This is a genomic window from Lysobacter antibioticus, assembly GCF_001442535.1.
Lineage (GTDB): Bacteria > Pseudomonadota > Gammaproteobacteria > Xanthomonadales > Xanthomonadaceae > Lysobacter > Lysobacter antibioticus.
In genome coordinates this window covers 1,376,571-1,397,841 of sequence record NZ_CP013141.1, presented here as the reverse complement: position 1 = coordinate 1,397,841, position 21,271 = coordinate 1,376,571, and the positions used below count along the sequence as shown (strand labels likewise).

15 protein-coding genes are annotated in these 21,271 nt (G+C 69.5%); 8 read left to right on the top strand and 7 right to left on the bottom strand.

The annotated features are described in order from the left end of the window. Positions 1 to 257 precede the first annotated feature (257 nt). Positions 258 to 1,832 carry a DNA recombination protein RmuC gene (locus tag GLA29479_RS05725; RefSeq protein WP_057916089.1) on the top strand — a complete coding sequence of 525 codons (1,575 nt, stop codon included), beginning with the start codon at positions 258 to 260 and terminating at the stop codon, positions 1,830 to 1,832. A gap of 78 nt (positions 1,833 to 1,910) precedes the next feature. On the opposite strand, the gene GLA29479_RS05720 is transcribed toward GLA29479_RS05725, so the two are convergent. From GLA29479_RS05720 to GLA29479_RS05695, 6 genes are all read right to left on the bottom strand, one after another. Then, positions 1,911 to 3,110 carry an MlaA family lipoprotein gene (locus tag GLA29479_RS05720; protein ID WP_082638315.1) on the bottom strand — a complete coding sequence of 400 codons (1,200 nt, stop codon included), beginning with the start codon at positions 3,108 to 3,110 and terminating at the stop codon, positions 1,911 to 1,913. A 129-nt stretch (positions 3,111 to 3,239) separates the two neighbouring features. Then, on the bottom strand, positions 3,240 to 3,539 hold the full coding sequence (locus GLA29479_RS05715; RefSeq protein WP_057916090.1) for an STAS domain-containing protein: 300 nt from the start codon (positions 3,537 to 3,539) through the stop codon (positions 3,240 to 3,242). A 2-nt stretch (positions 3,540 to 3,541) separates the two neighbouring features. Further along, the gene (locus tag GLA29479_RS05710; RefSeq protein ID WP_057916091.1) at positions 3,542 to 4,201 is read right to left on the bottom strand and encodes an MlaC/ttg2D family ABC transporter substrate-binding protein; all 660 of its coding nucleotides are present in this window, start codon (positions 4,199 to 4,201) and stop codon (positions 3,542 to 3,544) included. Beyond that, the gene (gene mlaD, locus GLA29479_RS05705) at positions 4,198 to 4,767 is read right to left on the bottom strand and encodes an outer membrane lipid asymmetry maintenance protein MlaD (protein WP_057916092.1); all 570 of its coding nucleotides are present in this window, start codon (positions 4,765 to 4,767) and stop codon (positions 4,198 to 4,200) included. Before mlaD ends, GLA29479_RS05710 begins: the two co-directional genes overlap by 4 nt. A 164-nt stretch (positions 4,768 to 4,931) precedes the next feature. Next, positions 4,932 to 5,681: an MlaE family lipid ABC transporter permease subunit gene (locus tag GLA29479_RS05700; RefSeq protein WP_057916093.1), complete on the bottom strand. Its 750-nt coding sequence runs from the start codon at positions 5,679 to 5,681 to the stop codon at positions 4,932 to 4,934. Beyond that, positions 5,681 to 6,472 carry an ABC transporter ATP-binding protein gene (locus GLA29479_RS05695; protein WP_057916094.1) on the bottom strand — a complete coding sequence of 264 codons (792 nt, stop codon included), beginning with the start codon at positions 6,470 to 6,472 and terminating at the stop codon, positions 5,681 to 5,683. Before GLA29479_RS05695 ends, GLA29479_RS05700 begins: the two co-directional genes overlap by 1 nt. A 605-nt stretch (positions 6,473 to 7,077) precedes the next feature. On the opposite strand from GLA29479_RS05695, the gene recC reads away from it, so the two are divergent. From recC to GLA29479_RS25930, 4 genes are all read left to right on the top strand, one after another. Beyond that, positions 7,078 to 10,458: an exodeoxyribonuclease V subunit gamma gene (gene recC / locus GLA29479_RS05690; protein ID WP_057971042.1), complete on the top strand. Its 3,381-nt coding sequence runs from the start codon at positions 7,078 to 7,080 to the stop codon at positions 10,456 to 10,458. Further along, complete coding sequence (gene recB, locus GLA29479_RS05685; RefSeq protein ID WP_057971041.1) at positions 10,455 to 14,024, top strand: exodeoxyribonuclease V subunit beta; 3,570 nt, start codon at positions 10,455 to 10,457, stop codon at positions 14,022 to 14,024. The genes recC and recB overlap by 4 nt, the downstream gene beginning before the upstream one ends. Beyond that, positions 14,021 to 15,883 (top strand): exodeoxyribonuclease V subunit alpha, encoded by a 1,863-nt coding sequence (gene recD / locus GLA29479_RS05680; protein ID WP_057971040.1) that lies wholly within the window; start codon positions 14,021 to 14,023, stop codon positions 15,881 to 15,883. Before recB ends, recD begins: the two co-directional genes overlap by 4 nt. Positions 15,884 to 16,793: 910 nt before the next feature. Then, positions 16,794 to 16,922 (top strand): hypothetical protein, encoded by a 129-nt coding sequence (locus tag GLA29479_RS25930; protein ID WP_282955877.1) that lies wholly within the window; start codon positions 16,794 to 16,796, stop codon positions 16,920 to 16,922. Between the two features lie 294 nt (positions 16,923 to 17,216). Here GLA29479_RS25930 and GLA29479_RS05675 read toward each other — a convergent pair whose 3' ends face one another. Continuing rightward, a complete protein-coding gene (locus GLA29479_RS05675; RefSeq protein ID WP_082638313.1) occupies positions 17,217 to 18,371 on the bottom strand; it encodes a LysR family transcriptional regulator in 1,155 nt (384 codons plus the stop codon). A gap of 250 nt (positions 18,372 to 18,621) precedes the next feature. On the opposite strand from GLA29479_RS05675, the gene GLA29479_RS26050 reads away from it, so the two are divergent. The 3 genes from GLA29479_RS26050 to GLA29479_RS05660 are packed head-to-tail and all read left to right on the top strand — an operon-like array spanning position 18,622 to position 21,208. Next, complete coding sequence (locus GLA29479_RS26050; protein ID WP_057971039.1) at positions 18,622 to 19,059, top strand: DUF2798 domain-containing protein; 438 nt, start codon at positions 18,622 to 18,624, stop codon at positions 19,057 to 19,059. Beyond that, on the top strand, positions 19,056 to 19,997 hold the full coding sequence (locus GLA29479_RS05665) for an SDR family NAD(P)-dependent oxidoreductase (protein ID WP_051884856.1): 942 nt from the start codon (positions 19,056 to 19,058) through the stop codon (positions 19,995 to 19,997). The genes GLA29479_RS26050 and GLA29479_RS05665 overlap by 4 nt, the downstream gene beginning before the upstream one ends. Then, a complete protein-coding gene (locus GLA29479_RS05660) occupies positions 19,994 to 21,208 on the top strand; it encodes an efflux RND transporter periplasmic adaptor subunit (RefSeq protein ID WP_082638309.1) in 1,215 nt (404 codons plus the stop codon). Before GLA29479_RS05665 ends, GLA29479_RS05660 begins: the two co-directional genes overlap by 4 nt. Positions 21,209 to 21,271: the final 63 nt, after the last annotated feature.

Here is a 21,271-nt window from a genome sequence, read left to right as displayed (position 1 = left end):
ACGGCCGCCATCGCCGGGCGACGGCCACGGCTTAACCGCTCGCCATCGCAGGGCCTGAGACTCACCCCGTTAGACTAGACACCCATCCTGCGGCACCGCGGGCAGACTGCGATCGGTATCGACCCACCGGCTTGGAACCGAGCGTCGTCGAACCGCCTGCCTCCCATCGCCCGCTCCACGCCGCCTGCTCCATATCGCCTGCCCCATACCGCCCACACCCGGCGCCTGGCCCCAAGGCCTTCTCCAAGAGTTTTCCGATGCCCCTGACCGCTGCCCTCGTTGCCATCCTGTTCGCGTTGTTGATCGGCGCCGTCCTCGCCTGGCTGCTGGCCCGGGCCGGCGCCGCGAGAGCGTTGGAGGCGGCGCGCGCGGAGTTGGGCACGCAGTTGAATGCGGCCAACCAGGAGCGGGCCCAGTTGCAGGAGCGCGCTGCGCGCATACCGGAGTTGCAATCGCGTCTCGGCGAACTCGAAAGTCTGCGCGATCAGTTGGTGCGCGACAGCGGCGTGCTGCGCGAGTCGATCGGTCGCGTCGGCGCCGAGCTGGCCAAGGAGCAGGACAGCTTGCGGGTGGCGCGGTCGAACCTGGAAGAGACCGAGCGCGTGCGCGATCGGCATGCCGCCGAGGCCAACCGCCTGTCGGTGCAGGCCGCCGAACTGGCGACCCAGCTCGACGCCGAACGTAATCAGTCGCAGGCCAAGATCGCCCAACTGCGCGAAGTGCGCGAAGAGCTGACTTCCGAGTTCAAGAACCTCGCCAACGACATCCTCGAAGAAAAGAGCAAGCGCTTCACCGAGCAGAATCGCAGCCATCTCGGCTTGCTGCTCGATCCGCTGCAGAAGAAGTTGGTCGAATTCCAGAGCAAGGTCGAAACGGTCTACGACAACGAGACCCGCGACCGCACCGCGCTCGGCGAGCAGGTGCGCCAGCTCATGGCGCTGAACCAGTCGCTCAGCGACGATGCCAAGAACCTCACCAGCGCGCTCAAGGGGTCGAGCAAGGCGCAGGGCGCCTGGGGCGAGTTGATCCTCGAACGCGTGCTGGAGTCGGCCGGGTTGCGCAAGGGCGAGGAGTACGACGTCCAGGAAAGCCACAACAGCGAGGACGGCGAACGCCGTCCCGACGTCACCGTGCATCTGCCCGAGGACCGGCATCTGGTGATCGACTCCAAGGTTTCGCTGACCGCGTACGAGGAGTACGCGAGCGGCGAAGACGACGAGCAACGCGCGCGCGCGCTCAAGCGTCACATGGACTCGGTGCGCGCGCACATGCGCGGGCTGTCGGAAAAGCGCTACCAGGACCTTTACGGCCTGCGTTCGCTCGATTTCGTCTTGATGTTTGTGCCGATCGAGCCGGCCTTCATGCTTGCCGTCACCAACGACCGCAATCTGTTCATGGACGGATGGCAGCGCAACGTGCTGATGGTCAGCCCGTCGACCTTGCTGTTCGTGGTGCGCACCGTCGCGCATCTGTGGCGGCAGGAAGCGCAGAACCGCAATGCCCAGGAAATCGCCAAGCGCGGTGCGCAGCTCTACGACCGTTTGTGCGCCTTCGTCGCCGACCTGGAGAAAGTCGGCGACCGCATCGGCCAGGCCAAGGACAGCTTCGATGCCGCGCGCGACAAGCTCAGCCGCAACAAGGGCAGTGTGATCCGCCAGGCCGAGATGCTGAAGGACATGGGCGTGAAGCCGAACAAGGCCTTGCCGCCGAAATTGGTCGAGTTGTCGGCCGACGAGGACGTTGCCTCGGAAGACGGCGAAGAGGGCGTGCGGCCGATCGAAGGGGCCGCGGGCTTGTTGCCGCTGGGCGGGGATGAAGCGCCGCAGGCTTGAAGTTCCGGTACCGCTAAAGCAGAACGGCCCGGATACGCATCCGGGCCGTTCGTCGTTACGGGATGTTGCGAGTAAAACTCAGCGGCCGCCGTCGGTCGGCATCACCGGCATCGCGTCGGCCGGCACGCTGGGGTTGCTGTCGTCCTGCAGGTACTCCGGCAGGGCGCTGTCGCCGTTCTTGTCGAGGCGGTCGCCGAAGATCTGGTAGTCCCGGCGCTGGGTCCAGGAGTCGCGGACCAGGGCGTACTCGTCCTCGGCGCCGTCGCGCAGGCTGTCGAGCGGCAGCAGCTGGGCGCGCACGTCGACCAGTTGCAGGCCCTGCAGCGGGATGCGGATGCGGTCGCGTTCGACGTGGCGCAGCGGGCTCAACGGCGCATCGCCGAGGGCGCCGAAGGAGTCGCGCACGGTGCGCGGGCCGAAGAACGGCAGCTCGACATAGCGCGAGCGCTTCCAGCCCCACACGCCGAGGGTCTGGCCGAAGTCTTCGCTGCGGTTGGGCAGCTTGGCGTCACTGGCCGGATCGAAGATGCCGCCGATGCCGAGCGTGGTGTTGAGCGCGAAGCGGCCGAGCGCCTGCGCGGCCTGCTTGGGCTTGCCCTGCAGCAGCGCGTTGAGGATCGACACCGGCTGGCCGAGGTTGTTGAAGAAGTTGCTGACGCCCAGGCGCACCGGACGCGGCACGACCTTGGAGTAGGCGCGCGCGAGCGGGCGGGCGACGCCGCGATCCACCGCCATGTTGAAGCGGTGCATCTTGCGGTTGTACTTCTCCCACGGGTCGAACGCGCCCGGGACCGAAGCCGGCGCCGGCAGGGTCGGGTCGGCGACCGGGTCGTACTCCTGCGCCGGGGTGCCGTACAGCGCGTCGAAATCGCGCTCGGCCTCGGTGCGCTGGTCGTCGGCCGCGCTCGGTTCGCCCGTGGCGGTGGCCGGCGGCGGCTCGGCGGCTTCGGCCGCGGGCGCATTCGGATCGGGCTGTGCCGGTTGGGCCTGGCTCGATTCGACCTGGGCGAGGGCGTAGTCGAGAGCGGGCTCGGCCGTTGCCGCCTGCGCCGTGTCGGCCGGCGTCGTCGCGGCCGCATCGGCCGGCGTGGTCGCCGTGTCGGTGAGCGCGAGCGATTCGACGGATGGCGTCGCGAGCGCCGGTTCGTTCTGCGCCGTGGCGCTTACGAGGGTCGCTTCGGCGGCGGAGGCCGGGGTCGCGTCCTGCGCGAAAGCCGGTACGGAATGCAGCGCGGCCAAGGCCAGGCCGAGCGAGAGTGAGAGTGCGTGGGGGCGCATGGTTGCAGTCTAGTCTTCCGGGACAACGGGTGGGGGCAGCCAGGCCGGATCCGTCGGCGTTGGCGACCGCAACAGGATAGTTCTGCGACGGAACTTGCGAATCAGTGACCGGAACGTAAGAGCCTGAACTTAGCGACCGAAACCGAGCGCGTCGTCGAGCCGGTAGGCCGCGCGCAACTCGCTCAGCCCGGCCGGCGTGCCGACCACTTCGACGCCTTCGACCTGCGCGGCGAGCTCGGCCAACAGCGCCAGTCCGGCGCTGTCGACCTCGGTCACTGCGTTGAGGTCGAAGCGGCGCACGCCGCCGACCAGCGCGCGCGCCTGCGACCACAGCGTCGCCGCCGCGTCACGGTCGAGCGCGCCGCTGAACACCAGCGCGTCGCCGTCCTTGCGCACGCCGGCGGCGTCGCGGGCGGTCGCTGCGCCCATGCTCAGTTGCCGCTCGCCTGGGCTTGCAGCTTGCCGGCCTTGAGGTCCTTGGCGACCTGGGCGATCGACTTCTGGTTCAGCGGCGTGTCGAACTGATTGCGGAAGGTCTGCACGAAGCTCACGCCTTCGACCATCACGTCGAACACCTTCCACTGCGCGCCGTTCTTGCGCAGCAGGTAGTCGACCGGAATCGGCTCGCCGCCCTGGCGCAGGAACTCGCTGGAGACTTTGACGATGGCGCCGCCGCGCAGCGGGGTCTCGGACTTGATGCGGACCTTGAGCTTGGTGTTGAAGTCGAGCAGGGCCGAACCGTAGCGCTGCATCAAGCTGCCGGTGAGGGCATCGGCGAACGCGGCGACGTCGGCATCGGAGGCGCCGCGGCCGTGCGTGCCCAGGACCAGGCGCGCGGCGTAGTCGCGGTCGAACACCTGGTTGAACTCGGTCGAGATGAACTGGCTGAGCGCGGCGCGGTTCTTGCTGAACTCGGCGCGGCGCGCTTCCAGGGTCGACAGGATGCGGGTGCTGTTGTTGAGCACCATCGCGCTCGGCGTGCCGGCGGCGGGTGCGGTGCCCGGCGCCGCGGTGACCTGGGCGAGGGCGAGCGAGGGAGCGCCGGCGAGCAGGGCCGAGGCGAGGACGATGGAGATCAGTGAACGCTTCATTTCTTGGTCTCGTCGGTGGAGGGGGCGGCTTCGCCCTGGAGATAGTCGGGAACGCCGGCGTCGGCGGGCTTGGCGGCCGAATCGCCGGCCGCATTGCCGCCTTGTGCGCCACCGCCGCTGAACATGTACTTGCCGACCAGCTGGATCAGGTCGACGGCCGGCTGGGTCAGGTAGATCTCGTCGCCGGGCTTGAGGTTGTCCGGGTCGCCGCCCGGGGTCAGGCCGATGTAGCTTTCGCCCAATAGGCCGCTGGTGAAGATGCCGGCGGCGGTGTCGGCCGACAGGTTCTGGTAGCGGTTGTCGATGGCCAGGGTCACGATCGAGCTGTACTTGACCGGGTCGAGCGAAATGTCGGCGACCTGGCCCACGGTCACGCCGCCGATCTTGACCGGCGCGTTCGGGCGCAGCGCGCCGATGGTGGTGAAGCGCGCGGTGATCTCGTAGCTGCTGCGGCCGAAGCCGAACTTGCCGTTGGTGGAGGCGATCGCCAGCACCAGCAGCGAAGCCAGGGCGAGCAGCAGGAATGCGCCTACGGCGAATTCGATGCGGGGACTGCGTACGGACATGGCATCACCTTGGGATAAAGCCCGCGCGGTTCGGCGCGGCGATGTAACGGTTGGTCTACGACGTGTCGAGCAAAACCTGGGTGTTGCGCCGGGTGGGGGTGAGGGCGGCGCGCTTGCGCAGCTTCGACCTCGTCCCTGCCCTCATCCGGCCCGGGCCACCTTACTTACTTGAACAGCAGCGCCGACATCACGAAGTTGAACATCAGCACCAGCAGCGAGGCGTTGACCACGGCGCGGGTCGTCGCCACCGAGGTGCCCTCGATGGTCGGCTCGGCGTGGTAGCCGACATAGGCCGCGACCAGGGCCGCGGTCGCGCCGAACACCGCCGACTTCACGAAGGCCATCAGGAAGTCGTCGAAGAAATCGACGCTGTCCTTGAGCACCTGCCAGAAGATCCCCGACTCGATGCCGATCACGTGCACCGATTCGAAATAGCTCGCGCTGATCGCCAGGCTGCAGAAGAAACCGGTCAGCAGCGGCACGCACAGCACCGCCGCCCAGAAGCGCGGCGCGACCGCCTTGGCGATCGGGTCGATCGCCATCAGGCCGAGCGCGGTGATCTGGTCGGTCGCCCGCATCAGGCCCAGTTCGGCGGCGATCGAGCTGCCGGCGCGGCCGATGAACAGCAATGCGGTCAGCACCGGCCCCAGCTCGCGATACATGCCCAGGCCGAGCATGGCGCTGACCTGGTTGGCGGCGCCGTAGGTGTCGAGCGCGCGATAGCCCAGCAATGTCACCGATAAGCCAACGAACGCGCCGCCAACGGCGATGATCGGCAGCGAACGTGCACCTATCTTGTAAATCTCGCGGATCAGCTCGCGGAAGAAGTCGCGGGTCGGCTTGGACGCGCGCAGCACCGACAGCGAGAACAGGCCGGCACGGCCCAGCGAGCGGGTCGCAGCGATGAAGGGCATCAGGCGGCCTCCGTGGTGGTGCGCGGTGCGGCGTCGAAGCCGATCGGGCCGTCGGGTTCGCCGAGCAGGAATTGGCGCACCAGCGGGTCCTGGCTGCGTTCGAGTTCGCCCGGCGTGCCCGAGAACACGATGCCGCCGTTGGCGATCACGATGGCGTGGTCGGCGACCGGCAGGGTTTCGTGGACGTGATGGGTGACCACGATGCTGGTCAGGCCGAGAGTGTCGTTGAGACGGCGCACCAGGCTCATGACCACGCCCGAGGCGATCGGGTCCAGCCCGGTCAGCGGCTCGTCGTAGATCATCAGCGGCGGGTCCAGTGCCAGCGCGCGCGCCAGCGCGACCCGGCGCGCCATGCCGCCGGACAGCTCGCGCGGGAAGGCATCCGCGGCGGCGTGCAGGCCGACCGCGTGCAGCTTCATCAGCACCAGGCGTTGGATCAGCGCCTTCGGCAGGCGGGTGTGCGCGCGCAGCGGCAGGGCGACGTTTTCGGCCGCGGTGAGGTCGGTCAGCAGGCCGTTGCCCTGCAGCAGCACGCCGATGCCCTTGCGCAGTTCGAGCAGCTCGCGCTGATCCTGCGGCACCTTCTGGCCGAACACCTCGACCGTGCCCGCGGCCGGGGCCAGTTCGCCGGTCAGGGCCGACAGCAGGGTCGACTTGCCGCTGCCCGACGGGCCCAGCACCGCGACGATGCTGCCGCGCGGCACCGACAGATTGATCCCGCGCAGCACGCTGCGGCCACCGCGGTCGAGGCGGAGGTCGGTCAGGCGGACGATGGGCGGTTCGGTCGTCATGCGGTAGGACTGTCCGTGTGCGAGGGCGATGAGACGGTCGGACGAGGCTGCAAAACGGCGCAGCTTGGCCCAGCCAGCCTGAACCGGGGTCGAGCGTCGGCCATTGTCGCAGGTTAGGCGGCCTCGCTCGCGGCGGTGGCGGAATGGAGCGTTCAGCCGTCGTCGCATCGCCGAGGCAGGGTGGCCGGCGGCGATTAAAACGGTTTTAAGTGTGTTGGGGGCTGGGAAGGGGCAGCGGAAGCGAGGAGCGAGAGGTGAGGAGCGAGGGGGGAGAGCAAGGAGCAAATCCCCCTGCCCCCTTTCAAAGGGGGGATCTGTTTTTGGGATGAGGTTGGGTCTGACAGTCCATCGCTTCGGCGGGACTCATCAACAACCGCTCTGGTCGGAGCGTCCAGCGCTGCGCGCCTCGGATGGACCGTCAAACAAGGCGTAACCCAAACGGTGCGAGCGCGCACGAACATCACCGCGACATCTTCAAGAAGAAGTCCCCTCCCTTTGGAAAAGGGGGGCAGGGGGGGATTTGCTCTTGCTCTTGTAGTCCTCCCATCCCGCAAACGCCACAACCGGCCGCAGCGCATCCGGCGCCCTTGCGGCAAGATGGCGGGATGCCCGCGCGTGCCGATTTCCGTCTTTATCATTCCAATGCGCTGGACGTGCTGGCGGGTCTGCTCGCGCAGGAGTTGCGCACGCCCGCGCCGGGGCAGCCCTTGCTTGCGCCCGATGTGATCCTGATCCCGCAAGTGGCGATGCGCCGTTGGCTGCAGGCGACGCTGGCCCAGGCCTACGGCATCGCCGCCAATCTGGAATTCCTGACCCCGGGCGAATTCGTCCAGCGCGCGCTCGACGCCAACGCGACCGAGCAGGACCGCGATCACCCCGGCGAGGACCTCGATGCTCAGGCCCTGCGTTGGCGCTTGTACGAGGTGTTGTCGCAGCCGGGGCAAATGCGCGAGCCGGCGCTGGCGCCGCTGCGCGCCTATCTCGACGGCGACGACCCGCTGAAGTCGTGGTCGCTGTCGGGCGAGTTGGCCTCGCTGTTCGAGAAGTACCAGGCCTGGCGCCGCGACTGGCTGCTGGCCTGGGACGCCGGCCACGAACGCAACGATCCGCAGGCCGCGCTGTGGCGCCGGGTCGCCGCCGGCCGCCGCTACCGCGCGCGCCGCATCGACGATTACCTGACCCGCTTCCAGGGCGAGGCCGGCATCGCGCATCCGCCGCGCGGACTGCCGCCGCGCTTGTTCGCCTTCGCCACCCTCAACGTCTCGCCCGACGTGCTGCGGATGATCGCGACCCAGTCGATCGCCGGCACCCTGCATTTCTATCTGCCGACCCCGACGCGCAAGTACTGGGGCGACCTGGGCACTCTGGCCGAACGCCTGCGCCTGGGCGAGGACGCCGCCTTCGGCGACGACGAGAACCCGTTGCTGCAGGCCTGGGGCGCGGCCGGCCGCGATTTCATGGCGGTGCTCGGCGGTTACGAGGTCGTGCACCCCTCCGGCGAAATCGCCGCCTACGCCGATCCCGAAGAGAGCCGTCACGACGATCCCGCGCGCGACAGCCTGCTGCAGCGCCTGCAACGCGACCTGCTGCATCGGCGCGCGCTGCCGGCGACGCCGTGGCGCGAGCGCGTCGATCGCGGCGACGCCAGCCTGCAGGTGCACGCCTGCCACACCCGTCTGCGCGAAGTGCAGGTGCTGCACGATCAGTTGCAGGGCCTGCTCGATCCGAACTCGGCCGAGGGCCGGCGCTTCGATCCGCCGTTGCAGCCGCGCGAGATCGCGGTGCTGGCGCCCGACATCGATCCCTACGCGCCGCACATCGCCGCGGTGTTCGGCGGCCTGGCCGGGCGCCCGGGTTTCATTCCGTATGCGCTGGCCGATGCCAGCCCGCTCGCGTCCGAGCCGCTCGCGGAAGTGTTCCTGCGCCTGCTGGCCTTGCCGGTCTCGCGCTTCGGCCTCAGCGAAATCCTCGACCTGCTGGCGACGCCGGCGATCGCCGATCAAGCCGGCCTCGACGGCGCCGGCCTCGAACGCCTGCGCACCTGGCTGCAGAACGCCGGCGCGCGCTGGGGCATCGACGCCGCCCATCGCAGCCGCCATGACGCCCCCGGCGACGACGCCTACACCTGGGCGTTCGCGCTCGACCGCCTGCTGCTCGGCCACGCCGCCGGCGACGGCGCCGCGCCCGACGAGATGATCGCCGGCATCGCGCCCTATGCCGAGCTCGAAGGCGCCTCGCTGGACGCGCTGGATGCGCTGATCCGTCTGCTGCGGGTGTTGGCGCGCTTCGAACGGGCGCTCGATGCCGAACTGAGCCCGGCGCACTGGGCCGACCGCCTGCTCGGCCTGTTGCGGGCGATGCTGCCCGAACGCCCGCGCGATGCCACCGACCAACGCACCCTCGAACGCCTGCGCAACCTGATCGAAAGCTTCGCCCGCGATGCCGCCAAGGCCGGCTTCGAAGGCAGCGTCGGGGCGGAAGTGGTGCGCAGCCATTTCCGCGCCGCGCTCGCCGAGGCCGACACCCGCGCACCGCTGCTGACCGGCGGCGTCAGCTTCGGCCGCATGGTGCCGATGCGTTTGATTCCGTTCCGGGTGATCTGCTTGCTCGGCATGAACGACGGCGATTACCCGCGCCGCGACCCGGCCGGCGGCCTCAACCGGCTCGCCGCGGAACTCGGCACCGCCGCGCGCCGCCACGGCGACCGCTCGCTGCGCGACGACGACCGCTTCTTGTTCCTGCAGTTGTTCGGCGCCGCCTCCGACAGCTTCTACCTGAGTTACCTCGGCGCCGATCCGCGCGACGGCAGCCAGCGCGAACCCTCGACCCTGGTCTCGGAACTGCTCGACGTGGCCGCGCGTTACCACGCCGATCCGGCCGCGGCGCGCAGCGAGTTCGTGGTGCGCGAACCCCTGCAGCCGTTCGCCGCGGCCGCGTTCGGCGCCGGCGAGCGCGAGCCGGAGCCGCGCCGTTTCAGTTACCGCGCCGAATGGCGGCCGGCGGTCGACGCCGGTGCGCTCGGCCTGCGCGGCGAGATCGGCCCCTGGCTCAACGAGCCCTTGCCGCCGGATCCCGACGCCGCCGACGACGGCAGCGTGACCTATCAAGACCTGCGCAGCTTCCTGCGCGACCCGCCGACCGCGTTCCTGCGCCAGCGCCTCGGTCTGCGCCTGCCCGACGAGATCGACAGCAGCGACGACGTCGAGCCGCTGGTGCTGCCCGGCCCGGGCCTGTTCCGCCAGCAACTGCAGCGCGCGGTGTTCGACGACCTGATCGCCGGCGGCGGCCGCATCGACCGCGAGCGCCTGCAGGCGACGTTGCGCGCGCGCGCGCTGTTGCCGTCCGGCCCGCTCGGCCGGCGCCAGCTCGATGCTCTGCTCGGTCAGGTGCGGCCCTATGCCGACGCCTTCGCCGGCTGGCGCAGCGGCGAGGCCGAAGCGTTGCCGTTCGAACTCGACCTCGGCGACGCGCGCCTGCTCGGCCGGCTCGACGACGTCTACGCCGGCGGCCTCGCGCGGCTGCGTTTCGACAGCCTGCACGGGCCGTCGCAGATCGCCCACGGTCTCGACTGGCTGGTGCTGTCGGCGCTCGGCGACCGGCGCCCGCTGGCCCAGTTCGCCCAGGTCGACGGCGGCCCGGGGCCGCATCTGCGCGAAGCGCTGGCGCCGCAGCAGGCCCAGGCTGCGCTACGTACTTTGTTGCGCCTGCGCGACTACGGCTTGCGCGCGCCGCTGCCCTTCCTGCCGCGCGCCGGCTGGCTCTGGTACGAAGCCGCCGCTCAGGACAAGGACGGCTGGGGCAAGGCCGAGAGCCAATGGCACGGCAGCCCGCGCAGTTGGGGCGAAGCGACCACGCCCGGCGCGCGCCTGGCCTTGCGCGGGCGCGATCCGTTCCGCGACCCGATGCTCGGCGAAGAATTCCGCGAGATCGCCAAGCTGGTGTTCGGCGCCGTCGTCCACGGCCGCGACGAAGGCGGCGACGCATGAACGCCGTGCGCGATCCTTTCCTGGAACTGCCGCTCGACGGCCTGCGCCTGATCGAGGCCAGCGCCGGCACCGGCAAGACCTATACCCTGGCGACCCTGGTCACGCGCCTGGTGATCGAACGCGAACTGCGCATCGGCGAGATCCTCGCGGTGACCTTCACCGACGCCGCCACCCAGGAACTGCGCGAGCGCCTGCGCCGCCGTTTGCTGCTGGCCGCGCGCATCGCCGCCGACGACCCGGCCTTGCCGCGCGACGGCGACGACGACGAGCGCGCGCTGACCCGCAGCCTGGTCGAGGCGCAGGCCGCGCAGGAAGGCGCCGCGCCCTTGCGCGCGCGCCTTGCGCGTGCGGCGCGCGAGATCGACCTGGCCGCGGTGGTCACCATCCACGGCTTCTGCGCGCGGGTCCTGGCCGAGCACGCACTCGAAACCGGACAGCCGTTCGCGGCGCCGGAGATGATCGGCAGCGAACGCGAATTGCACGACGAGATCGCCGTGGACCTGTGGCGCGCCTTCGGCAGCGAGGCGACCGCGGCCGAACTGCTGTCGTTGCAATGGCCGGGCGGCCCGCCTTCGCTCGCGGCCGATCTCGGCCCGTTACTGCGCACGCAGCAACTGTTGCCGCCGGTGCCGTTGCAGTCGGACGACCCGTTGCCGGCGTTGCAACAGGCGGCGCAAATGCTGAGCGCGGCGTTCGCCGAACACGGCGATGAAGCCTGCGCGCGGCTCGATGCCGCGATCGCCGCCAAGGTGCTCAACGGCAACAGTTATCGCGCGACGCTGCCGCGCGAGTTGTGGCTGCTGCTGAGCCAGTGGAGCGCGCACGGCGATGCCGCCCAGGCGCTGGACCCGCGGATCGAACGGTTGACCCCGGCGACCCTGGCCGCGCGCACCAACAAGGGCAAGGAGGCGGCGACGCCGTCCTCGCCGCTGTTCGACGCCGTCGCGGCTTACCTCGACGCCGCGCAACTGCGCGCGCAATGGCTGGCCGCGCAGGCGGTGGCCCTGGTCCACCAAGTGCGCGAGCAAGCCGGCAAGCGGCTGAGCGAACTCAAGCGCGTGCGCCGGGTGCAGAGCTTCGACGATCTGATCGCCGACGTCGCCAGCGCCTTGGAAGGGCCGCACGGCGATGCCTTGGCCGAACGCTTGCGCGAACAGTACGCAGTGGCCCTGGTCGATGAATTCCAGGACACCGACGCGCGCCAGTGGCGGATCTTCGAGCGCGTGTTCGGCGAACGCGCGCTGTTCCTGATCGGCGACCCCAAGCAGGCGATCTATGGCTTCCGCGGCGGCGACGTGCACACGTATCTGATGGCGGCCCAGCGCGCCGAACAGGCGCCGCCGCTGGATCACAACTTCCGTTCGCGGCCCTCCCTGCTGCGCGCGCTCTCGGCGCTGTATGCGCAGGCCGGCGAGACGGCCTTCATCGATGCGCGCATCCGCTTCCGCGAGGTCCAGCCCGGCGGCGCCGTCGCCGATGCCGACCTGCAACGCCACGGCGCGACCGCGCCGGCGCTGACTTTGCGCCGCTTGCCGGCACCCGACGACGGCCGCAAGAAACCCGAATGGAATGCGCCGGAATCGCGCGAGCTCGCCACCCGCGCCTGCGTCGCCGCGATCCACGCCTGGCTGCGCGATGCGCGCGACGGCCGCGCCGAGATCGCCGGCCGGCCGGTGCAGCCGGCCGACATCGCCGTGCTGGTGCGCAGCCACGACGAGGCCGCGCGCATCCAGCAGGCCTTGATCGCGGCCGGCATTCCCGCGGTTGCGGCCGGTCGCCGCAGCTTGTTCGCGACCGAGCAGGCCCTGGACGTGTTGAGCCTGTTCGACGCCTTGCTGCACCCCGGCGACAGCGGCCGCCTGCGTGCGGCGCTCGCGACCGCTTTGATCGGCCTGGACGCCAGCGCGATCGCGCGCTTGTCCGAGGACGAGCCTTGGCAACGTGACTGGCAGATGCGCGCGCTGGGCTGGCGCGAGCGATGGCAGCGGCACGGGCCGCTGGCCCTGATCGCCGACCTGTGCGCCGAGCAGGCGCCGCGCCTGCTGACCTTGGCCGACGGCGAACGCCGCCTGACCAACCTGATGCAACTCGGCGAAACCCTGCAGGAAGCCGACACCCGCTCGCTCGGCCTGCACGGTCTGCGCGATTGGCTGCGCCTGCGCATCGCCGAGGCCGACGACAGCGACGAGAAGCAGCAACTGCGTTTGGAGTCGGACGCGCGGCGGGTGCAGATCCTGACCCTGCACAAGAGCAAGGGCCTGGAGTTCGGCCTGGTGTTTCTGCCCTTCATCGCGATCGGCCGCGAGCCGCGCGGCGGGCGTTTGTGCGAGTACCCCGATCCGGAGCTGGGCCGGGTGCTGCAATTGCAGACCGAGGTGGTCGACCCGCGCGCGCCCGACTGGGACAGTGCGCGCGAACGCGCCGCGATCGAATCGCGTTCGGAAGACGCGCGTCTGCTCTACGTCGGCCTGACCCGCGCGCGCCATGCGCTGTGGTTGGCGAGCGGTCCCCTGTACCTGGCGCCGGCCTCGCCGTTGCTGGCGATGGTGGCCGATCCCGACGCGCTCGCCGCCGGCCATGCCGGCGAGATCGTCATCGACGACGGCGCCCTCGAAGCCGCGCCCGCGCCGCTGTTGCCGGCCGCGTCTGGCGCGGTGCCGCCGGCGCGTAGCGCGCGCCGCAATCTGGCGCGCGACTGGTGGGTCTACAGCTTTACCCAGCTCACCAACGAGGCCAGCGGCGGCGATGCGCCGTTGGTAGCGCTGGACGAACGCGGCGCCGAGGACGAACCGGAGACCGCGCCGGCCTTGCTCACGCCCGCCGATGCGCGCTTCTCCGGCAGCCGCTTCGGTAACGTCGTCCACGACGCGCTCGAACGGGTCGATTTCGGCGCCTGGCGCGATTGGACGCCGGGCCAGGCCGAGCCGCCGGGCGAGGGCGAGGTGCTGGCGTCGGCCTTGCGCGCCGAAGGCTATACCGAGGCCGACATCGACGAAGGCCTGCCGGTGCTGGCCTCGCTGGTCGGCCTGACCCTGACCGCCGCGCTGCCCGAAGGCGCGCGTCTGTGTGAGGTGCCCGAGCGCGAACGCCGCGCTGAGATGGAGTTCCACTTCGCCCTCGAATCGGCGCCGATCGACGCTTTGCTCGATGCCATGCATGCGCACGGTTGGCTGCGCGAGCGCCAGGCCTTCGGTCTGCGGCGCCGGCTCGAAGGCCTGATGACCGGCAAGATCGACCTGGTCTACGTCCACGATGGGCGCTATTACGTGCTCGATTACAAGACCAACCGGCTGCCCGCCTACGACGCCGCGCATGTCGAGCGGGCGATGGACGAAAGCGAGTACACCCTGCAATCGCTGATCTACACCATCGCCTTGCACCGCTGGTTGCGCTTCCGCCTGGGCGAGGACTACGACTACGCGCGCGACTTCGGCGGCGTGCGCTATCTGTTCTGCCGCGGCCTGGATCCCGAGGATCCGGCCGCAGGCGTGTACGCGCACCAGCCGGCGCGCGCGCTGGTCGATGCGGTCGATGCCTTGTTCGCGGGACGCGGGGGTGGGGCATGAGCCTGCTCGATACGCTCTATCGCGAAGGCGCCTTGCGCACGATCGACCACGCGCTGGCCCAGGCGCTGCGCCGGCTCGACCGCGACACGCCCGACTGGGTGCTGGCGGCGGCGGCGCTGGCCTCGCAGGCGATCGCCCACGGCCATGCCGCGTTCGATCCGTCGCGACCGTGGCTGTTGAGCGATGCGGCGATCGACTGGCCGCCTGCGGAGGAATGGTTGGCGGCGTTGCGCGATTCGCGCTGGATCGCCGCGCCGGCCGACGGCGCCGTCGCTCATCGCGACGCGCCCTTGGTGCTGGAGCGCGGCCTGCTGTATCTGCGCCGTTATCGCGAATACGAACGCCGGCTCGCCGCCGGCCTGCGCCGGATCGCCGCCTCGGCGCCGCCGGCGCCGGACCTGGCGGCCCTGGCGCCGTTGTTCGCGGCGCTGTTTCCGAACGCGCGCGACGACGACCGGCAGGCGCGCGCCGCGGCAGTGGCCTTGTTGCAATCGCTGTTGCTCGCCACCGGCGGCCCCGGCACCGGCAAGACCACCACCATCGCGCGGCTGCTGGTGTTGTTGATCGCGCAGGCCCGCGTCGAAGGCGCGGAGCCGCCGCGGATCGCACTGGCCGCGCCGACCGGGCGTGCCGCCGAACGCATGGCCGAAAGCCTGCGTGCGGCAGCGTCGCGGCTGCGCGACCTGGACGGCGTCGAGACGACGTTGTGCGAGGCTTTGCCGGTCGAAGCGAGCACCCTGCACCGCCTGCTCGGCAGCGTGCCCGACAGCCCGCGCTTCCGTCACGACGCCAGCCGGCCGCTGCCGTTCGACATCGTGGTGGTCGACGAGGCTTCGATGGTCGACCTGCCGTTGATGTGCAAGCTGGTCGAGGCGGTGGCCGACGGCGCACGCCTGATCCTGCTCGGCGACCGCGATCAACTGCCTTCGGTCGAAGCCGGCGACGTGCTCGCCGCGATCGTCGATGCCGCCGGCGAGGACGACGGCCTGCCGTTGGCGCTCGCGGAGCGGTTGCGGCCTTTGCTCGGCGATGCCTTGCCGGTACAACCCGACCCGACCCCGCTCGGCGCCTACCGGGTGCATCTGCGTCGTGGCTATCGCCAGGCCGAGAGCCTGGAACTGGCACCGCTGGCTGAGGCCACCCGCGCCGGCGATGCCGATGCGGTGCTCGCTTTGTTGCGCGGTGGCCGCCTGGCCGGCGTGCAGTTCCACGAAGACATGTACGACCCGCTCAGCGGCAACGGCCGCGAACTGCTGTTGCCGACCTGGCGTGCCTTGGCCGGCGCCGCCGACCCGCTGGAAGCGCTCGCCCTGGCGGCGCGCCTGCGCCTGCTGACCGCCTTGCGCGACGGCGGCCAAGGCGCGGCGCCGTTGAATGCACGCATCGAAGAAGCGCTCGCAGGCGCGCATCGCCCGCCGTACTTCCATGGCCGCTTGCTGCTGATCACCGAGAACAGCTACCGCCATGGTTTGTTCAACGGCGACATCGGCGTCTGCCTGCGCGCCGATGCGGGCGCTCGCCCGGCCGGTGCGCGCGAACAAGAGGGTAGTGCGGCGACCACGGTGGCCTGGTTCGCCGGCGGCAGCGACGGCGTGCGCGGTTTCCATCCCTCGGCCCTGCCTGCGCACGGCGGCGCCTTCGCGATGACCGTGCACAAGGCCCAGGGCTCCGAGTTCGACAGCGTCTGGCTGCAGCTGCCGCGCCAGGACGCGCGTCATCTCTCACGCGAGTTGCTCTACACCGGCATGACCCGCGCGCGGCAATCGTTGCACATCGCCGCCAGCGAACCGGTGCTGAGGCAGGCGCTGTCGCGGCATGCGGCGCGGGTGTCGGGGTTGGCGTGGCGGTTGGGCGGGTGAGGGTTGACCACTGTGTGCGGTTACCGGCGTGGGGTCATTCCGGTTGCTGCAGGGCAGGAACGGCGCCAGCCGACCGCGTCGCCTCGATCTTGCGATGTCACTGCGTAGGTTAGTTGTAGGAGCGACGAGAGTCGCGACCGCGGGACGCGCAGTGATCGCAACGCCGATGCCGCGTCAATGAAATGCTTGCCGGCGCGGGGGTGGGAGCGGCGCGAGCCGCGACCGTGCTGCTTGCCGTGGCGACGTTTCTTGCCGCAGAGCGATGAAGCAACATCTACGGCTTCCGTCCGCTGACGCGGCCGGGTTACTTTCTTTTGCTAAGCCCAAAAGAAAGGTAACCAAAGAAAAGGGCTCTCCTTGACGAAGCTCCCCTGCGAGCACGCAGCTCGCGCCGGGATTTTCCGATAAGACGTCCCTGTCTTATCGGAAAACGCCGCACGTCCTGTGCGGCGCCCTCCGGGTCTCCACTTGACCGGTAAGGCGGCAAAGCAGATCAAAATCTCGGCAACGGCAACGGCAACGGCAACGGCAACGGCAACGGCAACGGCAACGGCAACGTTGATCTACCACTGGAGGAGCGGCGTGAGCCGCGACCAAGCATCCACGATCACTCGCGCCGACAGCCGCGGATCGCGGTCGCGGCTTGCGCCGCTCCTACCCCGAAGCAGCGTTGTGGTTGCTGTGCGCCGTTCCGCACTCGCGAAGGCAATCGAAGACCCGGAGGGCGGCGCGCAGGGATGCGCGCTGTTTTTCATCGGGACAAGGATGTCCCGTATGAAAAAGCCCTGCGTATGCACCGCTCGTGCGGGCCCTTGATTCAAAACAAAGCATTTTTCTTTGGTTACCTTTCTTTTGTTGCTTTAGACAAAAGAAAGTAACCCGCCGCTTTAGTGGCGGAAGCTTTTAGCGTTTGATCCTGATCCTGATCCTGATCCTGATCCTGATCCTGATCCTGATCCTGATCCTGATCCTGATCCTGATCCTGATCCTGATCCTGATCCTGATCTTGCTTGAGCGATGCGCCGCAAGACCGTCGTAACGCGGTCGCGGCTTGTGACCAAAGGAAATCCAGTAGGACGCCGCTCCTACCCCGCGAAAGTGCGCCGCTCCGATAAGCCGAGGTGGCGTTGTCATCTCCGCGCATCCCTTGGCCGCGACTTATGACCGAAGGAAATCCAGTAGGAGGTCGCTCCTACAGGGGAAGGACTCGCGGTGTCTTTGTTCAAGCAGGTGCGAAGCTTCCGGCGCCGGCCGGGCCACTTATGGCAACCGCAACCGCGACGCGCCCTGGTGCCCAGGCGCGGCGCTGACACCAGCGCCGCGTCCTCGGCACTCACACCAGCGCCGCGTCCTCGTCGCTCGGGGTGTCGTCCTTGCGCGCGGGCTCCTCGGCCGCCTTGCCGGCGCGCGCCGGCGGCTTGCCGCGCAGGTCGACCGCTTCGGCGATCGCCTCGATCGCTTCGACCACGGGTACCGCGATGGTGCGCTGGTCGTTGGCTTCCTTGGCCAGGCCGTGGGCGAGCGCGGCTTCGGCTTCTTCGGAGGCCTTGCGGAAGCGCTTGGCGTCCGGGCACAGCACCTGCATGTAGTCGGCGTCGAAGTTCAGGCGCTCGACCAGGAAATCGACGAAGGCCCGTACCTTGGGGGACTGCACCTGCCCGCGCGGGAACACCGCGTTGAACTCGTACTCCGGGCCGGTCCAGCCGGCCAGCACGCGCTGCACGTAACCCTGTTCGGCGAAGGCCTTGACGGTGACGTCGGCGGCCAGCATCAGCGCTTCGCCGCACAGCAGCGCGCCGCGCAACGGGCCCGGGTCGTTGGCGACCATGACCGGGTCGATCACGTAATCGACGTTGCGTTCGCCGTCGTTGAGCGTCCACACGTACTCGTTGTTACGCCGCGACTTCGGCATCGCCAGGGTGCGGTGATGGCGCAGGTCGTCGGGGTGCAGCGGTTCGCCGTGGCGGGCCAGGTAGTTCGGGCTGGCGTAGATCTGGGTGCGGAAGATCGCCAGGCGGCGCTTGATCAGGTTGGAGTCGGGCAGGTCGCCGACTCGCAGCGCCACGTCGATGCCCTTGTCGATCAGGTCGACGGTGTCGTTGCTGAGGTTCATCTCCACCCGCACTTCCGGATGGCGCGCATGGAACTCGCCGAGCAAGGGCGCGATCCAGGTGATGCCGACCGAATACGGCGCGGTGATGCGCAACCAGCCGCGCGGGCCGCCCTGCAGCTGGCCGACCGCGCTTTCGGCTTCGGCCAGTTCGCGGGCGATGCGCTGGCAGTGCTCGAAGTACAGATTGCCGGCCTCGGTCAGGCCGAGCTTGCGGGTCGTACGGTGCAGCAGCTGCGCGCCGAGCCGGGTTTCGAGTTCCTGGACCTTGCGGCTGACCGTGGTCTTGGGCAGGCGCAGGACGCGGGCGGCGGCGATGAAGCTGCCGCTCTCGACCACCTTGACGAAGATCAGGGTGTCGTTGAGATCGTGAGCCATGGGCTATGGCCTCCGTAGCGGTGTGGATCGAACGGGAGCCTGCCGCAGGCCGCGCCTTGCACCGGCGCCGCGGGGGTTCTCGTCAGTTCAAAAACTCGATGTGTGTAGCAGCTGCGGTAGCGGGTGACGGCTGTCATGGCGCCTTGCTGACCCCCTCCACTGCCCGGGCGGGGCGGCGGCGGCGACAGTAACGGCATCGTCGCGGGCTGCGAGCAAGCTCGATCCCCGTGTCTCCCACGTCCCTGCCGTCATGTCTGGGGCCGGCCGGGAGGCATTCAAGGAGGCAATGGGGGCATTGGCCCGATGTCGGGACAATTATTCCCTGAATCAGTGGCTAATCAAGTGCCGTCCGTCTCTCTACTCTGTGCCGCAGATCGACACCAAGGCCCCCGCCATGTTGAGCCCCCGACAAGCCCGATTCGCGTTTCTCCCACTCATGCTGGTGGCCATGTCGGCCCTGATCGGGCTGGCCGTGGTCGTGTTCCGCCAAGGCCTGGCGCAAGGCGCCGAAGAGGCCTGGATGCTGGCCTGGGTGCTGGCCTTCATCATCGCGCTGCCCTCGGCGATGCTGCTGCTGCCGGCCGTCAGTGCCGTGCTGGCACATTACACCCGGGGTCATTCCGGGAATGACACTCGTCATGGGATCATCCCGATGACGGGAGAGAAAGTCCCGGGAGCGGGACAATGAAAGCCCCTTTGGTTGTACTCGGTGCCACCGGCGGTGTCGGTCGCGGCGTCGTCCAGGCCGCCCTCGACGGCGGCCGGCCGGTCATCGCGGTCGCCCGCCAGGCCAGCGAACTGAAAGTGCTCAAGGCCAGCTTCCCCCACGCCGACCTGACCACGATCGCCGGCTCGGTGAGCAACGACCCTGCCGGCGCCAAACTCGCCCGCGCCCTGCGCAAACTCGGCCGTCCCCTGGCCGGAGTGGTCGCGGCGGTGTGCGGCAGCGCCGAACGCGGCCGCCTGCTCGACAACCCGGCCGAGTTCCTGCGCCGCAAGCTCGACGAGGATCTCCTCCCCCACCTCGCCGCAGCGCGCCACCTGCTGCCCTTGCTGGCCGAACACGATCGCGGCGGCACCTACGTGCTGATCGGCGGTCCCGGCAGCGAGCACCCCTGGGCCGGTTACGGTCACCGTTCGATCGGTGCCGCGGCCCTGCGCATGCTCGCGCGCGTGCTGCACGACGAAGCGCGCCAGTTGGCGGTCCGCGTGCAACTGCTCGCGGTCGATACGCCGGTGTGCACCGAGTTCAACCAACGCAACGCCTGCCCGGAATGGCCGAGCGCCCTGTCGGTCGGCCAGCGCGCGTTGGCCCTGATCGACCACGACGCCGACAGCGAGCCGCCGCATGCGGTGGTGCCGTATGCCTCGCGCGTCGCCCCGCCGCCGCAGTTGCCGCCGCGCGCCGCGCGCGTCCCCTCAGCGCCCGCCAGCCGCCTGCCAGCCGGTGCCCCCGCCTATCCCACCACCGCCCGTCCCACCCCTAAATCGGCTTCAACCGATGCGTGTTCGCAAGATCCGGACAGCACCGCCGACGAAACCGCGCAACGCTGCCTGCAGGACGCGCGCGCATTGTTGAAGTCGTTGACCTCCAAGAATCCCAAACAGGAACCCACCCCCCGATGAGCACCAGCAACTACTTCGCCCGTTCCGGCCGCGCCGGCGTCGGGCTCTCCGTGCTCGCGCTGGCCGCGAGCGTCGTCATTGCCCTCGCCGCGGTCGGTTGCGGCAGCCAGGCCGCCACCCCCGAAGGCGCGCCGCCGCCGCCGGAAGTCAGCGTCGCCCAGGTCCTGAGCAAGCAGGTCCGGCAGTGGGACGAGTTCACCGGCCGCGTCACCGCGGTGGAATCGGTCGAACTGCGCGCCCGCGTCAGCGGCTACGTCGAGCGCGTGGCCTACCAGGAAGGCCAGGAGGTCAAGAAGGGCGATCTGCTGTTCGTGATCGACCAGCGCCGTTACCGCGCCGAACTCAACCGCGCCCAGGCCGAACTGGAACGCGCACGCGCCGAAGCGCGCCTGGCCCAGACCCAGGACAAGCGCGCCCAGACCCTGGTCGAGGCCAAGGCGATCTCGCGCGAAGAGTTCGAGACCCGCCGCGCCGCCACCACCCAGGGCAACGCCTCGGTCCGCGCGGCCGAAGCCGCGGTGGCCTCGGCCCAGCTCGACCTGACCTTCACCGAAGTGCGCGCGCCGATCAGCGGCCGCGCCGGTCGCGCCCTGGTCACCGTCGGCAATCTGGCCCAGGCCGACCAGACCCAGCTGACCACGCTGGTTTCGCAAAACCCCATGTACGTCTACTTCGAAAGCGACGAGCAGACCTACCTGCGCTACAACGAGCTGGCGCGTAAGGGCGAGCGCAAGGACAACAAGAACCCGGTCCGTATCGGTCTGGCCAGCGAAACCGGTTATCCGCACCAGGGCACGGTCGACTTCACCGACAACCAGGTCGACCCGCGCACCGGCACCATCCGCGCCCGCGCGGTGGTCGACAACACCGACCGCATCTTCACCCAGGGCTTGTTCGCGCGCGTCCAGCTCGAAGGCACCGGCGATTTCAAGGCCATGTTGGTCGACGACAAGGCCGTGCTCACCGACCAGGACCGCAAGTACGTCTACGTGCTCGGCCCGAAGAACGAGGCTCTGCGCAAGGACATCGTGCTCGGCCGCATGATCGACGGGCTGCGCGTGGTCGAATCGGGCCTGGCGCCGACCGACAAGGTCATCGTCCACGGCGTGCAGAAGGTGTTCTTCCCGGGCATGCCGGTGGCGCCGAAGACCATCGCGATGGGCGCCCCGGCACCGGGTCCGCAGGTCGCGAGCACGGCCGGGGCGAAATAAGCGCGGCGGCGTACTGACCAAAAACCTTCGGAAAGCCTTGGTTCGTCATCCCCGCGCAGGCGG

Excerpts from the sequence above, each read along its gene's own strand:
- GLA29479_RS05725 (WP_057916089.1), top strand. The coding sequence starts at position 258 with ATGCCCCTGACCGCTGCCCTCGTTGCCATCCTGTTCGCGTTGTTGATC.
- GLA29479_RS05720 (WP_082638315.1), bottom strand. The coding sequence starts at position 3,110 with ATGCGCCCCCACGCACTCTCACTCTCGCTCGGCCTGGCCTTGGCCGCG.
- GLA29479_RS05715 (WP_057916090.1), bottom strand. The coding sequence starts at position 3,539 with ATGGGCGCAGCGACCGCCCGCGACGCCGCCGGCGTGCGCAAGGACGGC.
- GLA29479_RS05710 (WP_057916091.1), bottom strand. The coding sequence starts at position 4,201 with ATGAAGCGTTCACTGATCTCCATCGTCCTCGCCTCGGCCCTGCTCGCC.
- mlaD (WP_057916092.1), bottom strand. The coding sequence starts at position 4,767 with ATGTCCGTACGCAGTCCCCGCATCGAATTCGCCGTAGGCGCATTCCTG.
- GLA29479_RS05700 (WP_057916093.1), bottom strand. The coding sequence starts at position 5,681 with ATGCCCTTCATCGCTGCGACCCGCTCGCTGGGCCGTGCCGGCCTGTTC.
- GLA29479_RS05695 (WP_057916094.1), bottom strand. The coding sequence starts at position 6,472 with ATGACGACCGAACCGCCCATCGTCCGCCTGACCGACCTCCGCCTCGAC.
- recC (WP_057971042.1), top strand. The coding sequence starts at position 7,078 with ATGCCCGCGCGTGCCGATTTCCGTCTTTATCATTCCAATGCGCTGGAC.
- recB (WP_057971041.1), top strand. The coding sequence starts at position 10,455 with ATGAACGCCGTGCGCGATCCTTTCCTGGAACTGCCGCTCGACGGCCTG.
- recD (WP_057971040.1), top strand. The coding sequence starts at position 14,021 with ATGAGCCTGCTCGATACGCTCTATCGCGAAGGCGCCTTGCGCACGATC.
- GLA29479_RS05675 (WP_082638313.1), bottom strand. The coding sequence starts at position 18,371 with ATGGCTCACGATCTCAACGACACCCTGATCTTCGTCAAGGTGGTCGAG.
- GLA29479_RS26050 (WP_057971039.1), top strand. The coding sequence starts at position 18,622 with ATGTCTGGGGCCGGCCGGGAGGCATTCAAGGAGGCAATGGGGGCATTG.
- GLA29479_RS05665 (WP_051884856.1), top strand. The coding sequence starts at position 19,056 with ATGAAAGCCCCTTTGGTTGTACTCGGTGCCACCGGCGGTGTCGGTCGC.
- GLA29479_RS05660 (WP_082638309.1), top strand. The coding sequence starts at position 19,994 with ATGAGCACCAGCAACTACTTCGCCCGTTCCGGCCGCGCCGGCGTCGGG.